This is a genomic window from Microbacterium sp. NPDC086615 (assembly GCF_040686055.1).
Taxonomy (GTDB): Bacteria; Actinomycetota; Actinomycetes; order Actinomycetales; family Microbacteriaceae; genus Microbacterium.
Map to the genome: position 1 here is coordinate 1 of NZ_JBFBJJ010000015.1, position 13,782 is coordinate 13,782.

12 protein-coding genes and 1 tRNA gene are annotated in these 13,782 nt (G+C 69.7%); 11 read left to right on the forward strand and 2 right to left on the reverse strand.

Annotation, left to right across the window (positions count from 1 at the left end):
* Positions 1–164: 164 nt before the first annotated feature.
* A tRNA-Leu gene (locus AB0O24_RS14375) sits at positions 165–250 on the reverse strand.
* Between the two features lie 172 nt (positions 251–422).
* Between AB0O24_RS14375 and AB0O24_RS14380 the strand changes: the two genes are divergently transcribed.
* Together AB0O24_RS14380 and AB0O24_RS14385 are read left to right on the forward strand one after the other, a co-directional pair.
* Positions 423–1,724 (forward strand): M20/M25/M40 family metallo-hydrolase, encoded by a 1,302-nt coding sequence (locus tag AB0O24_RS14380; protein WP_363375790.1) that lies wholly within the window; start codon positions 423–425, stop codon positions 1,722–1,724.
* Positions 1,725–1,732: 8 nt separating this feature from the next.
* Positions 1,733–2,581 (forward strand): undecaprenyl-diphosphate phosphatase, encoded by an 849-nt coding sequence (locus tag AB0O24_RS14385; protein ID WP_275800517.1) that lies wholly within the window; start codon positions 1,733–1,735, stop codon positions 2,579–2,581.
* A gap of 169 nt (positions 2,582–2,750) precedes the next feature.
* Here AB0O24_RS14385 and AB0O24_RS14390 read toward each other — a convergent pair whose 3' ends face one another.
* Positions 2,751–3,617: a PAC2 family protein gene (locus AB0O24_RS14390; protein WP_058597917.1), complete on the reverse strand. Its 867-nt coding sequence runs from the start codon at positions 3,615–3,617 to the stop codon at positions 2,751–2,753.
* Positions 3,618–3,713: 96 nt separating this feature from the next.
* On the opposite strand from AB0O24_RS14390, the gene AB0O24_RS14395 reads away from it, so the two are divergent.
* The 9 genes from AB0O24_RS14395 (at position 3,714) to lnt (ending at position 13,776) form a co-directional block, all read left to right on the forward strand.
* Entirely contained in the window at positions 3,714–4,430 is a 717-nt protein-coding gene (locus tag AB0O24_RS14395) for an HAD family phosphatase (RefSeq protein ID WP_275800330.1), read from the forward strand.
* Complete coding sequence (locus AB0O24_RS14400) at positions 4,427–5,452, forward strand: tRNA (adenine-N1)-methyltransferase (RefSeq protein WP_275800328.1); 1,026 nt, start codon at positions 4,427–4,429, stop codon at positions 5,450–5,452. Before AB0O24_RS14395 ends, AB0O24_RS14400 begins: the two co-directional genes overlap by 4 nt.
* 9 nt (positions 5,453–5,461) lie before the next feature.
* The gene (locus tag AB0O24_RS14405) at positions 5,462–6,412 is read left to right on the forward strand and encodes a hypothetical protein (RefSeq protein ID WP_275800326.1); all 951 of its coding nucleotides are present in this window, start codon (positions 5,462–5,464) and stop codon (positions 6,410–6,412) included.
* 136 nt (positions 6,413–6,548) lie between these two features.
* Positions 6,549–7,541 carry a WYL domain-containing protein gene (locus AB0O24_RS14410; protein WP_275800324.1) on the forward strand — a complete coding sequence of 331 codons (993 nt, stop codon included), beginning with the start codon at positions 6,549–6,551 and terminating at the stop codon, positions 7,539–7,541.
* Positions 7,538–8,503, forward strand: a complete 966-nt coding sequence (locus tag AB0O24_RS14415) for a WYL domain-containing protein (protein ID WP_275800322.1) — start codon at positions 7,538–7,540, stop codon at positions 8,501–8,503. The genes AB0O24_RS14410 and AB0O24_RS14415 overlap by 4 nt, the downstream gene beginning before the upstream one ends.
* A gap of 91 nt (positions 8,504–8,594) precedes the next feature.
* Positions 8,595–8,849: a twin-arginine translocase TatA/TatE family subunit gene (gene tatA / locus AB0O24_RS14420; RefSeq protein ID WP_058597911.1), complete on the forward strand. Its 255-nt coding sequence runs from the start codon at positions 8,595–8,597 to the stop codon at positions 8,847–8,849.
* Positions 8,850–8,912: 63 nt separating this feature from the next.
* Positions 8,913–9,671, forward strand: coding sequence for a twin-arginine translocase subunit TatC (gene tatC / locus AB0O24_RS14425; protein WP_275800333.1), 759 nt, complete (start codon positions 8,913–8,915; stop codon positions 9,669–9,671).
* Positions 9,668–12,151 carry a DEAD/DEAH box helicase gene (locus tag AB0O24_RS14430; protein WP_275800320.1) on the forward strand — a complete coding sequence of 828 codons (2,484 nt, stop codon included), beginning with the start codon at positions 9,668–9,670 and terminating at the stop codon, positions 12,149–12,151. The genes tatC and AB0O24_RS14430 overlap by 4 nt, the downstream gene beginning before the upstream one ends.
* Positions 12,152–12,210: 59 nt before the next feature.
* A complete protein-coding gene (lnt, locus tag AB0O24_RS14435; RefSeq protein WP_275800318.1) occupies positions 12,211–13,776 on the forward strand; it encodes an apolipoprotein N-acyltransferase in 1,566 nt (521 codons plus the stop codon).
* The last annotated feature ends 6 nt before the right edge of the window (positions 13,777–13,782 follow it).

The following is a 13,782-nucleotide window of genomic DNA, read 5'->3' on the forward strand; positions in this document are numbered from 1 at the left end:
CGCCGTCACCGCCGAGGAAGGCCTCTGGATCCGAACCGGATGGGCAGGACGGAGCTGACACGCCCGAGCCATCCACACGTTCTTGCCTATAAGCCTCGTCGGCAGGCGAGACGTCTCGGAAACGAGAAAGACCCCCGGGCGAACCCGGGGGTCTTTCTCATCTGTGCGCGAGGGGGGACTTGAACCCCCACGCCCTAATACGGGCACTAGCACCTCAAGCTAGCGCGTCTACCTATTCCGCCACCCGCGCATCTGGGTGTTTTGTCACTTTCGCAACGAGGAACGACATTACCACGACCGGAGCCCCGTCTCGAACCGAGCGTGCACCCCGGGCGCGGCTCGGCGGCATCGAGCCCTTCGAGGGCCCGCCGTACGCCGACACAGGACGGTTCGCGGGTCCGCGCCCGGGTACCGTAGTGCGCATGCCCGAGCTCGAGAACGACGTACCCGAGGTCGCCCGCGTGGCGTCCGACCTCATCCGGTTCGACACCTCGAACTACGGGGGTGGACGCTCGAACGGCGAGCGCGAGGCGGCCGAGTACGTCGGTGCCTACCTCGAGGGACTCGGCCTCGCGCCCGACTACTACGAGCCCATCGCCCGTCGCACGAACGTCTGTGCGCGCGTCCCCGGCCGCAACCCCGACAAGCCGGCGCTGATCCTGCACGGTCACCTCGATGTGGTCCCCGCCGTCGCCGAGGACTGGAGCGTCGATCCGTTCGCGGGTGAGATCCGCGACGGCATCCTGTGGGGCCGCGGAGCGGTCGACATGAAGGACATGGATGCCATGATCCTCACCGCCGTCGCCGATGTGCTGCGCGCGGGGGAGCAGCCCGAGCGCGACATCATCGTGACCTTCTTCGCCGACGAGGAGAACGGCGGCGTCGAGGGCTCCGCCCTGGTCGTGAAGGACCGGGCGCACTGGTTCCGGGGCGCGACCGAGGCGATCAGCGAGGTCGGCGGTTACTCGATCGCGGTCGGCGACCGTCGCGCCTACCTCCTGCAGGTGGGGGAGAAGGCCCTGATCTGGATCAAGCTCACCGCCCGTGGGCGCGCGGGGCACGGCAGCGGCCTGCACCCCGACAACGCCGTCACCCGGCTGGCGGAAGCGGTGGCGGCCCTCGGTCGAACCGAGTGGCCCATCCGGCTCACCGACACCACGGCGGCGCTGCTGAACGGCCTCGCCGACATCACGGGTGACGACGCGGGCGACCCCGACGCCCTCGCCATGCGCACCGGCGCGGCATCCAGCTTCATCCGTTCGACGCTGCGGACCACGACCAACCCCACGGGCCTGACCGCGGGGTACAAGCACAACGTGATCCCCGACCGGGCCGAGGCGCTCATCGACGTGCGCGTGCTCCCCGGCACCGAGGAAGCCGCTCTCGCCGACATCCGTCGCATCGTCGGGTCGGACATCGAGATCGAGGTCGTCCACACCGACATCGGTCTCGAGGTGCCGTTCTCGGGCGACCTCGTCGACGCGATGGTCGCCCAGCTCGACCGTCACGACCCCGGCGTGCCGGTCGTGCCGTACCTCATGGGCGGCGGCACCGACAACAAGGCCCTCGCCGGCCTCGGAATCTCCGGTTACGGGTTCGCGCCGTTGCGACTCCCCGCCGATCTCGACTTCACCGGGATGTTCCACGGTGTCGACGAGCGCGTTCCCGTTGACGCGCTCGAGTTCGGTCGACGAGTCCTCGCCGACCTCATCCGAACGTACTGAAGGACCGAATGCACATCTTCGAGGTCATCATCCTGGGGCTCGTACAGGGCCTCACCGAGTTCCTCCCCATCTCCTCCAGCGCCCACATACGCATCGTGGGCGAGTTCCTCCAGTCGCAGACCGACCCGGGCGCGACGTTCACCGCCATCACCCAGATCGGCACCGAGCTCGCGGTGCTGCTGTACTTCCGCAAGAAGATCGCCCGCGTGCTCTCGCGTTGGTTCCTGTCCCTCACGGGCCGGGTTCCGCGCAACGACCCCGACGCGCGCATGGGCTGGTACATCATCATCGGCACCATCCCGATCGGTGTGCTCGGCTTCCTCCTGCAGAGCCTCATCCGCGACAACTTCCGGAGCCTGTGGATCACCGCGATCGTGCTGATCGTCTTCGGCGTCCTGCTCGGTGTCGCCGACCACTACGGCAAGCGCCGCCGCGACCTCGAAGACCTCACCGTGGGTCACGGCTTCGCCTTCGGGTTCGCGCAGGCCCTCGCCCTCGTTCCCGGCGTCTCGCGCTCCGGCGCCACCACGACCCTCGGTCGCGCCCTCGGCTACAAGCGCACCGCTGTCGCGGAGTACTCGTTCCTGCTGGCCGTGCCCGCGGTGTTCGCGAGCGGGCTGTACGAGCTCTACAAGAGCTTCGACGAGGGAACCGGTCCGTACAACCTCGGCGAGACCGCGATCGCGACGGTAATCGCCTTCGTTGTCGGCTATCTCGTGATCGCGTTCCTCATGCAGTACCTCAAGCGCGGCAGCTTCCTGCCGTTCGTGATCTACCGCGTGGCGCTCGGCATCCTGATCATCATCCTGCTGCTGACGGGCGTCATCCCCGCCGTGTCGACGGTCATCACCAGCTGATCCCGGATGCCACGACGGCGCCGTCCCTTCGGGGCGGCGCCGTCGTCGTGTGCGGGCGAGGTGGGGGTCCGGTGGCTTCGACGAGCTCAGCCACCTCGGTTCGGTCCGTGTGTCGTCGGTGCGAGGTCCCTGAGCCCGTCGAAGGGACCGGGCGCCCGTGCGGCTGAGCTCAGCGGCGCGGCGGATCGTCGCGACCGGGCTTGCTCGGCCCGTCGCCTCCGCGGCGCAGATAGCGCTCGAACTCCTGGGCGATCGCGTCGCCGGAAGCCTCGGGGGAGTCCCACGTGTCGCGGGTCTGCTCGAGCTGGCGGATGTACTCGCTCATCTCTTCGTCGTCGGCCGCTGCCGCGTCGATCGACGCTTCCCACGCGACGGCCTCGGCGGCGAGGTCGCCGCGCGGAACCTCAATGCCGGTGATCGACTGCAGGCGGTCGAGAAGCGCCAGGGTCGCCTTCGGTGACGGGGTGTGACCGGCGACGTAGTGCGGCACGCTCGCCCAGAGGCTGGCGGTCGGGATGCCGACCCCCTCGGCCGCGTGTCCGATCGCGCTGAGGATGCCCACCGGACCCTCGTACAGGCTCCGTTCGAGGTCGAGTGCCTGACGGACGCCCTCGTTGTCACTGCCGGCGAAGACCGAGATCGGGCGCGTGTGCGGCACATCGGACATCATCGAGCCGAGCGCCACGAACCCCGTCACGTCTTCGCGGAGGGCGACGTCGATGAACTCGGCGGCGAAGGCCTGCCACGCGCGCGCGGGTTCGACCCCGACGAGCAGCCAGATCTCCGCGTCGTCGGACCGATGAGCCGGGCGGAGCAGCCGCGCCTCGGGCCAGGTGAGGGTGCGGTGGCCCTCGGCATCCAGTCCGATCTGCGGACGTGTGTACTGATAGTCGAAGTAGAGCTCGGGGTCGACCGTGTGCACCACTTCGTACTCGGTGTCGGCGCGCAGAAGACTCGCGGCGGCGGACGCCGCCTCTCCCGCGTCGTTCCATCCGTCGAAAGCGGCGACGATGATCCGGCGACCCAGTGCGTCCACGCGACCTCCTCTGCCCCGGGAAGGGCTGGGTTCCAGGATAGGCGCATGCGCTCGCGGGGGAGCGGTGCGGCGGGGCGCGCTCGATACGATGGAACGATGACTTCTTCCGCGCCCGCCGCCGTCCTCTGGGACATGGACGGCACTCTCGTCGACACGGAACCGTTCTGGATGGCCGCCGAGACGCCCCTGGTCGAGCGCTTCGGGGGAACGTGGTCGCACGAGCAGGCGCTCGGCATGGTCGGCCTCGCCCTCGAGGATTCGGCCCGCCTGCTGCAGAACGCGGGCGTGCCCTGGGGCGTCGACGAGATCATCGCGTACCTCACGGACGAGGTGCTGCGTCAGCTCTCCGTGGTCGGCGTCCCGTTCCGTCCGGGGGCGCGGGAACTCCTCGCCGACCTCCGCGCGAACGGGGTGAAGACAGCCCTCGTGACCATGTCGATGCGGCGGATGGCCCTGTCGGTGACCGAACTGATCGACTTCCCGGCCTTCGACGTCGTCGTCGCCGGTGACGACGTCGAGCGCCCGAAGCCCTATCCCGACCCCTACCTCCAGGCGTGCGCCGCGCTCGGCGTCGACGTCGCCGACGCCGTGGCAATCGAGGACTCGCCCAACGGGCTGCGCTCGGCCCTCGCCAGCGGCGCCGTATCCCTCGGCGTGCCCCTCATGGTTCCGCTCGACGGTCTCGGCGCCGACGCGCTCTGGCCGACCCTCGAGGGTCGTACCACCGCCGACCTCCGTGCGCTCCACTCCTCGCGGCGCGAGACGCCCGCCTTCCCCACCGCTTCGACCATCACCCCGCAGGAGACCCGATGAGTGAGACCCCGCACCTGAGCGGCCCGTTCCGGGTCGGCGATCGCGTGCAGCTGACCGGCCCCAAGGGGCGCCTGCACACGATCACCCTGCGCGAGGACGGTGAGCTGCACACGCACAACGGCGTGCTGAAGCACTCGCTGCTCGTGGGCGAGCCGGACGGAAGCGTCGTCACGAACAGCGCGGGGCACGACTACCTCGCGCTGCGTCCGCTCCTGCGCGACTTCGTCATGTCGATGCCCCGCGGGGCGGCGATCGTGTACCCGAAGGACGCGGCGCAGATCCTCTCGGCGGCCGACATCTTCCCCGGGGCGACCGTCGTCGAGGCCGGGGTCGGCTCCGGTGCGCTGTCGCTCTGGCTGCTCCGGGCGATCGGTCCCGCGGGGCGCCTCGTGTCGTTCGAACGTCGGGAGGAGTTCGCCGACGTCGCTCGCGCGAACGTCGAGACCTTCCTCGGTGCCCCTCCCTCGACGTGGGACGTCGTCGTGGGCGATCTCGTCGAGAGCCTTCCCACCGCCGTCGAGCCGGGGTCCGTCGATCGGGTCGTGCTCGACATGCTCGCGCCGTGGGAGTGCATCGACGTCGCCGCCGACGCCCTCACACCCGGCGGAGTGGTGCTCTGCTACGTCGCGACCGCCACGCAGCTCAGCCGCGTCGCCGAGTACATCCGCGCGACGGGTCTGTTCACCGATCCGGATGCGTCCGAGACCATGGTCCGCGGGTGGCACGTCGAGGGTCTCGCCGTCCGCCCCGATCACCGGATGATCGCGCACACGGGCTTCCTCCTCACCGCGCGTCGGCTCGCGCCGGGCGCCGTGCCGCCCGAGGTCAAGCGGCGCGCGTCGAAGTCGAGCTACGGCGACGAGGACGTGGAGCTGTGGACGCCGGGGGCTGTCGGTGATCGCGAGATCACCGACAAGAACCTCCGCAAGCGGGTGCGCGAGGCGCAGAAGGCGGCCGACGGGGTGCGTCGGCGCCAGGACCTCCCAGCGCCCTCGGCGGATTCATCGGACGCGACGCCCTAAACTGTTCCGGTGCGCAGACTCCCCGCCTTCGTCGCCGTGACCGCCCTCGCCGGATTCGGTCTCGTCGGATGCTCCGCCTCCGCCGGCGCCTCGTGCCCGACCCCGACCGCCGACCCCGCGTTGTCCGCGGCGATCTCGGCGCCGGGCGACGTGGGCACCGCGCCGACGGTGAACCTGCGCAGCCCCTACCTCCCCACGCAGACGGCGGTCGACACGCTCGTTCAGGGCGATGGAGAGAAGCTGACCGAGGCGGGCCAGCAGGCCTTCCTCGATGTGACCGTGGTCAACGCCGCGACGGGCGAGACGGCGATCGCGACCCCCTACGCCGCTGACTTCTCCCGGCCGCTCACCCTGCTCGAGCTCGAGAAGAACGTTCCGGGCGTGGGTGAACTCCTGCACTGTGCGGCCGAGGGCTCGCGGGTGGCCGTCGCGCTTCCGAGTGACACGATCCCCGCCGAGCAGGCCCAGGGTCTCGGCCTGACGGCGGGCGCTCCGGCGGTGTTCGTCTTCGATGTGCGCAAGGTCTTCCTGCCCGCCGCCGACGGCGTCGAGCAGTTCAACGCCGGAACCGGCATGCCCTCCGTCGTGCGCGCCCCCAGCGGCCAGCCGGGCGTCTCGTTCCCGCAGAACGATGCGCCGACCGACGTGCGCACCGAGACGCTCAAGAAGGGCGACGGCGAGGAGCTGACGGCGGACTCGAACGTCATGATCCACCTCCTCGGTGTCGCCTGGGGTGCCAAGACCACCTTCTTCTCGACCTGGGAGAACGGTGCTCCCGGCCAGGCGACCGCATCCCAGCTGCCGCCCTCCCTGGCCTCGGCGCTCGAGGGGCAGACGGTGGGATCGCAGGTCCTCGTCGTCGTTCCCTCGGACCAGACCTCGGCCGACCAGCAGGCGCTGCGCGCGCCCGCCGACAAGGCCCTCGTCTACGTCGTCGACATCCTCGGCACGGTCGGCTGACCCGGCCCGAGGCGATTCGTCCGCGCGGCCCCGTTCGCCGTCGCGCCATCGCGGCGCGCGATCGCGGCGCTCGATCGCGGCGCTCGATCGCGCTGCGGGGAGGGACCGTCGTCCCCTCCCCGCCTAGGATGGGCGAGTGCCCGCCACCAGCTCCAGAAGCGCTCCCGAGGAGCGACTGGTCAACCTCGTCGTCGCCCTCATGGCGACCGAGCAGGGGCTGACGAAAGAGACGATCCTCTCCTCCGTGGCCGGGTACCGTGAGCAGCTCGAAGCCGGAGCGTCGAAGGACGCGCTCGAGAAGATGTTCGAGCGCGACAAAGAGAACCTGCGCGGTCTCGGTATCCCGATCGAGACGATCGGCGAGCGAGCCGATCCCGACGACCTGCGTGAAGCGCGGTACCGCGTGCCGACGGCGGAGTACGCGCTCCCCGACGACATCTCGTTCAGCCCGGCCGAGATCGCACTGCTCAACATCGCCGGCGACGTCTGGGGCAGCGAGTCGCTCTCGGCCGACGCGCGAAGCGGTCTGCGCAAGATCCGCGCGCTCGGCATCGCCGTCGACGAGCCGATCATCGGCTACGCGCCGCGTATCAGAGTCCGCGATGCGTCGTTCCCGACGTTCCAGAGGGCGATCGAGGAGTGCCGCGTGGTCACGTTCTCGTACCTCCGCCCGGGTGAGCCCCGTCCGCGCGAGCGGCGGATCCGCCCCCTCGCGCTGGTCGAATACGAGGCTCGCTGGCACGTGTTCGGCTTCGACCTGACGATGGATGCCGATCGCACCTTCCTGCTCTCCCGGGTCGTGGGCGAGGTGGTCGTGACCCGCGAGAAGTTCTCGCCGACTCTGCGCCAGGGCGCGGGGGAACGCGCTCTGGCCGGACTCCGCGACGTCGCGAGCCGTCAGCGTGCCCTCCTCGAAGTGCACCCCGGCACCGAGGCGTCGTTGCGGCTCGCGCGTCGGGCGTTGCCGGCTCCGCAGGGCGTCATCGTCCCGTTCGTCGACCTGCACGTGTTCGCCGACGAGCTCGCGTCGTACGGACCGGAGGTCCGCGTCGTCGAGCCGGCGAGCCTGCGAGACGAGGTCGTTCGTCGGCTCGAAGCCACCCTCGCGCTGCACGGGGGTGCGGCATGACCGCCGAGAGGCCCCTGCAGGCGCTGGACCGTGCCGCGCTGCTCCTGCAGCTCGTGCCGTATTTGATCGGCAAGGGCGAGGTCTCGGTCGCCGAGGCGGCGGAGGAGTTCGATGTGACCCCCGCGCAGATGCGCGCCATGGTCGAACGGCTGACGGTGATCGGGCTGCCGGGCGAGCGCGGTTACTGGCAGCTACCGAACGAGCTGTTCGACATCGATTGGGATCTCCTCGAACGCGAGGACATCATCGCCATGACGAACACGGTCGGGCTGGAGCGATCTCCGCGGCTGACCGCCCGTGAGGCCGCCGCGCTGTTGGCCGGCCTCCAGCTCGCGCGCACTCTTCCCGGCGTCGCCGACAACGAACTCGTCACCGGTCTGCTGGCGAAGCTCTCGCGCGGCGCGTCGTCGACCCCGCCGCCGGTGATCGTGGCCCCCGGACCCGTCGACGGGGTGCGGGACGTCGTCGACCGCGCCTTGCGCGCCCGGGTCGCGGTGAGCTTCACGTATCGAGCTCCGGGTGCGGGACCGACTCTGCGCACGGTCGACCCGATCAAGGTCCACATCGCGAACGATCAGTGGTACCTCCAGGGCTGGTGCCACACGCGGCAGGCCGTACGCACGTTCCACCTCGACCGGGTGAGCGAACCCGTGCTGACCGACATCCCCGCGGAGCACGGTGCTGACCCCGTCCCCGATCTGTTCGCCCCCGCGGACGACGACGTCGTCGCCCGATTCCGCTTCCCGCGCGAGGTCGCTCCGCTGCTCGCGGACTACCTCGAACGCGCCGACATCGCCGACGACGGCGACGCATCGATCGCGTCGCTGCGCCTGGCCGACGAGCAGAGCCTGAAGAGACTGGCCGCGCGACGGGGCGGTGACGTCGAGCTGCTCGAGCCGGAAGGGGCTCGACGGGCTGCCGCCGCCTGGGCTGCAGCCGGTCTCGCCCAGTACGCCAGTTGATCGAAGGGGTGAACCTTGCCCGTGATCCGGGCTTTCGTGCACCTGTGCGGGTTAGACTGACGACCACCCCCGAGACTGACGAGGAGTCATCATGTTCCAGGGAATCACCGGAGTACACCTGTTGATCGTTCTCGCGGTCATTCTCCTTCTGTTCGGCGCGACCAAGCTCCCGGCGCTGGCGAAGAGCGTGGGGCAGTCCGCTCGTGTCTTCAAGAACGAGATGAAAGAGATGAAGCGCGACGACGAGGTCGATGCCGGCAACACCGATGCCACGCGCGCCACCGAGGTCGGCACGGCCACGGCCGCGGCCCCCGAGCAGCGCAAGCCGAACGACACCTCTGTTTAAGGCGTGACCACGGCAGGACCCCCGCGGATCGACGTTCCGGAAGGACCGCGGCGCGACAAGCGCATGTCGATCGGCGCCCATCTCATCGAGCTACGTAAGCGCCTGATGATCGCCGCTGCGGCGCTCATCGTCGGCATGATCGTCGCTTTCGCGATCACCTCGCCGGTGATCGAGTGGATCACCGTCCCCGTCCGCGAGATCGCCGCTCAGCGCGGCGACAACCTCTCGGCCATCAACTTCACGGCGGTCACGTCGGCGTTCGACCTGCGCATGCGCATCGCCTTCACGATCGGCATCTTCCTGTCGGCGCCGATCTGGCTGTGGCAGATCTGGGCCTTCATCATGCCCGGCCTCACGCGCAAAGAGATCCGGTACACGATCGGCTTCATCGCATCCGCCGTGCCCCTGTTCTTCGGCGGGTGCTACGTCGGTGTGTTGATCGTCCCGCATGTGATCCAGCTGATGTGGGGTTTCACGCCGACGGGAGCGGCCAACCTCTATAACGCGAACGAGTACTACGACTTCGTCTTCAAGCTGATGCTGGTCATCGGTGTCGCGTTCGTGCTCCCCGTCTTCCTCGTCGCCCTGAACGTCGCCGGCGTCATGAGCGGCAAGGCGATCCTCAAGGGATGGCGTGTCGCGGTCCTCATCGCGACGCTGTTCGCCGCTCTGGCCACCCCGGCTGCCGATATCGTCAGCATGCTCATGCTGGCCGGCATCCTGGTCGTCCTGTTCTTCGCGGCGGCCGGTGTGTCGATGCTCTTCGACCGCCGCAGGGCGCGCCGAATGGCCGCTGAGGGCCTGCTGGGACCGACCGCGTGAGCGGACTCAGCCCGGCTGATCGCTTCGCGCGGGCCTCGGCCCGCTCCGCGCACCCTCACACCGCCGACTTCGCCGAGGCGCAGAGCTTCGAACTCGACGATTTCCAGATCGCCGGATGCCACGCCCTCGAGGACGGGCGCAGCGTTCTCGTCGCGGCGCCCACCGGTGCAGGCAAGACGATCGTGGGGGAGTTCGCGATCCACCTCGCGATGCTCGAACCCGGTGACAAGGCCTTCTACACGACCCCGATCAAGGCCCTGTCGAACCAGAAGTTCCACGAGCTCCAAGAGGTCTACGGCGACGACGAGGTCGGACTACTCACCGGCGACACGAACATCAACGCCTCGGCGCGCATCGTCGTGATGACGACCGAGGTCCTCCGCAACATGCTCTACGCCGACTCCCCGGCGCTGCGCGGCCTCCGCTTCGTCGTCATGGACGAGGTGCACTACCTCGCCGATCGCTTCCGCGGCGCGGTCTGGGAAGAGGTGATCATCCACCTCCCGCGGTCGGTGAAGCTCGTCTCGCTGTCGGCGACGGTCTCCAACGCCGAGGAGTTCGGCGACTGGCTCGACACCGTCCGCGGAGACACGGAGGTCATCGTCTCCGAGACGCGGCCCGTGCCGCTCGAACAGCACGTCCTCGTGCGCGGCGATCTGCTGCCTCTCTTCGACGATCGCGCGGGCGTCGCCACGGCTCAGGTCAATCAAGAGCTCCTCCGCATCCGCGGCGGCAACGCCGGAGGGTACGAGAACAACCGCCGCGCCCAGGAGTACCGCTCGCAGCGTCACGCGGGTGGTCCGCGCCACGCGCACCAGCGTCGCGGTGGGCACAAACCCGTTCGTGCGTCGCAGGGGCCGCGCATCGAGCGCATCGACCGTCCGGAGGTCGTCGAGCTCCTCCAGCGAAACCATCTGCTCCCGGCGATCTTCTTCATCTTCAGTCGCGCGGGCTGCGACGCCGCCGTGCAGCAGCTGCGCCGCGCGAACGTCCGGCTCACCTCGGCCGAGGAGCGTGTCGAGATCCGGCAGATCGTCGACGAGCTCACGTTCACCCTGAAGGACGAAGACCTTGCGGTCCTGCGCTTCTGGGAGTGGCGGGAGAACCTCGAGCGTGGCATCGCCTCGCATCACGCGGGGCTCCTGCCGGCGTTCAAGGAGGTCGTCGAAGAGCTCTTCCGGCGCAAACTCGTCAAGGTCGTCTTCGCCACGGAGACCCTCGCTCTCGGCATCAACATGCCCGCGCGCACCGTGGTGCTCGAGAAGCTCGAGAAGTTCAACGGCGAGGCCCGGGTCGCGATCACGTCGGGGGAGTACACCCAGCTCACCGGGCGGGCGGGCCGGCGCGGGATCGACGTCGAGGGGCACGCCGTCGTGCAGTGGACCGAGGGCCTGGACCCGCAGTCCGTGGCATCCCTCGCCTCGCGGCGCACGTACCCGCTCAACTCGAGCTTCCGGCCGACGTACAACATGGCGGTCAACCTCATCGACCAGTTCGGGCGGTCCCGCGCGCGCGAGATCCTCGAGTCGTCGTTCGCCCAGTTCCAGGCCGACCGATCCGTCGTCGGCCTCGCTCGACAGGTGAAAGAGGCGGAGGAGTCGCTCGCCGGCTACGAGAGCGCGATGACGTGCGACCGCGGCGACTTCCGCGAGTACTCCACGATCCGCCGCGAACTGAGCGATCTCGAGAAGATCAATCGACGGGATGCCACGGCCCCCCGTCGCCTGCGCGACGAGCGCCAGCAGCAGATCCAGTCCCTCCGCCGCCGGATGCAGCGGCATCCGTGCCATTCGTGTCCTGACCGCGAGTCGCACGCGCGGTGGGCCGAGCGCTACTGGAAGCTCAAGCGAACGACCGACAAGACCCGTCAGCAGATCGATCAACGCACGGGAACGGTCGCGCGGGTGTTCGACCGGGTCGTCGAGGTCCTCGCGACGCTCGAGTACGTGTCCACCGACGACGACGGATCGACCGTCCTCACTCCGGCGGGACGCACGATGCGGCGCATCTACGGCGAGCGCGATCTCCTCGTCGCCGAATCCCTTCGCCAGCGCCTGTGGGACGACCTCGACGTTCCCTCGCTCGCGGCGCTCGCCTGCTGCCTCGTCTACGAGCCGCGACGCGACGAAGCCGGACCGGGCGAGCGGGGGCTGCCCCGAGGCGCCTTCCGCGGGGCACTGGATGCCACGCAGACGCTCTGGCAAGAGCTCGACGACCTCGAACGCGACCACCGCCTCCCGGGGTCGGAGTCGCCCGCCTCGGGCCTGGCGCCCGCGATGCACGCGTGGGCGAAGGGGCTGCCGCTCGACAGCGTGCTGACGCTCGCCGACATGGCCGCGGGGGACTTCGTGCGCTGGGCCAAGCAGACCATCGATCTGCTCGACCAGATCTCGCTCGTCGCGGAACCGAAGCTCGCCAAGACCGCGCGAACGGCGCTCGACGCGGTGCGCCGCGGGATCGTCGCTTACACCTCCGCGTGAGCCTCGGGCGCACACGTCACCTGAGCGCGGGGACGATTCCGGCGATTTAGGCTGGGAGGGTGCCCCTCGCCGTGTCGCCGCGACCGATCGTCCCACTGGCGATCGCCGCGCCGTTGTCCGCGGCCGCGGGCCTCCTGCTCGTCACGGCGTACCCCGCGCTCGCGTGGTGGCCGATGGCCTTCCCCGCCGTGGCGATGGCCCTCGTGGCTCTCGCCGGGCGACGCTTCTGGGCGGCGGTGCTGGTGGGTCTCCTCTTCGGAGCGACGTTCTTCTCGGTCAACCTCCTCTTCACGGCGCGCTACCTCGGTCCCATTCCCTGGATCGCGCTCTCGACGCTCGAGGCTTTGCTGACCGCGGTGTTCGCGATACCCATCGCTCTCGCGTACCGCTGGCTTCCGCGGGTGGTGCCGGGCCTCGTCGGCCGACTCGTCCTGCTTCCCGCTCTCGTCGCGGGCCTGTGGACCCTCCGCGAACAGATCGTCGGATCGTGGCCGTACGGCGGCTTCCCGTGGGGGCGCATCGGCGTTTCCCAGGTGAACGGCCCGTTCGCGGAGGTCGCGTCGTGGGTCGGGATGTCGGGACTGACCTTCCTCGTCGTGATGCTGTGCGCGACGGTGATCGAGCTCGTCCGGGCCGGGCGCGTCCGTGATCTGCGGCGCGCCGTGCCGGCGGCCGTGCTGCTCGTCGTCCTCGTCGCGCTTCCGCAGTTCCCCACGACGGATGCCGGTTCGATGCGCGTGGGCGCCGTGCAGGGCAACGGGCCCGCGGGTTACTTCGACCAGCGCGCGCGGGGCGCCGTCTTGAACGCCCAGCTCGCGGCATCCGCCCCGCTCTTCGGCCAGGACATGGACGTGCTCCTGTGGCCCGAGGGTGGCGTCGATTCCGACCCCACGACCTCGTCGCAGACCGCCGCCGTGCTGGACGAGCTGTCCCGACGCGTCGACGCGCCTCTGATCGTGTCGGCGGTCACCGAGCGGGGGACCGAGCTCTTCAACTCGTCGTTGCTCTGGACGGCCGATGGCGGGCCGGAGCAGACGTACGACAAGAGGCATCCGGTTCCGTTCGGCGAGTACGTGCCGGACCGGGCGTTCTGGGAGCCGTTCGCCCCCGACCTCATCGGTCTGATCGGCCGCGAGTACACCCCGGGCACCGCACGGCCGCTGATCGATCTGAACGGCGTGGGCGTGGGACTCGCGATCTGCTTCGACGTGATCTACGACGACGTCGTGTGGGACGGTGCCGACGACGGCGCCGAGGTCTACATGTTCCAGACGAACAATGCCGATTTCCGCGGCACGGACGAGAACCTGCAGCAGCTCGCCTTCGCCCGGATGCGCGCGATCGAGACGGGTCGCTCGGTGGTGAACATCTCGACCGTCGGTACGAGTCAGGTGATCGCCCCCGACGGGGCGACGCTCGCCGAGCTCCCGGTCGACGTCGCCGGGCACATGCTCACGGACGTTCCCCTGCGCACGGGTCTGACGCCGGCCGTCGTCATCGGCCCCGCGGTCAAGATCGTGCTGGGCGCCGGGTCGCTCGTCGCGGTGCTCGTCGCCGGGCTGTCGGTGGCGCTGCGGTCGCGGAAACAGAGGAAGACGCCGACCCCCGAGGGGGCCGGCGTCTGAACTCTT

Excerpts from the sequence above, each read along its gene's own strand:
- tatC (WP_275800333.1), top strand. The coding sequence starts at position 8,913 with ATGTCGATCGGCGCCCATCTCATCGAGCTACGTAAGCGCCTGATGATC.
- AB0O24_RS14395 (WP_275800330.1), top strand. The coding sequence starts at position 3,714 with ATGACTTCTTCCGCGCCCGCCGCCGTCCTCTGGGACATGGACGGCACT.
- AB0O24_RS14385 (WP_275800517.1), top strand. The coding sequence starts at position 1,733 with ATGCACATCTTCGAGGTCATCATCCTGGGGCTCGTACAGGGCCTCACC.
- AB0O24_RS14415 (WP_275800322.1), top strand. The coding sequence starts at position 7,538 with ATGACCGCCGAGAGGCCCCTGCAGGCGCTGGACCGTGCCGCGCTGCTC.
- tatA (WP_058597911.1), top strand. The coding sequence starts at position 8,595 with ATGTTCCAGGGAATCACCGGAGTACACCTGTTGATCGTTCTCGCGGTC.
- AB0O24_RS14400 (WP_275800328.1), top strand. The coding sequence starts at position 4,427 with ATGAGTGAGACCCCGCACCTGAGCGGCCCGTTCCGGGTCGGCGATCGC.
- AB0O24_RS14380 (WP_363375790.1), top strand. The coding sequence starts at position 423 with ATGCCCGAGCTCGAGAACGACGTACCCGAGGTCGCCCGCGTGGCGTCC.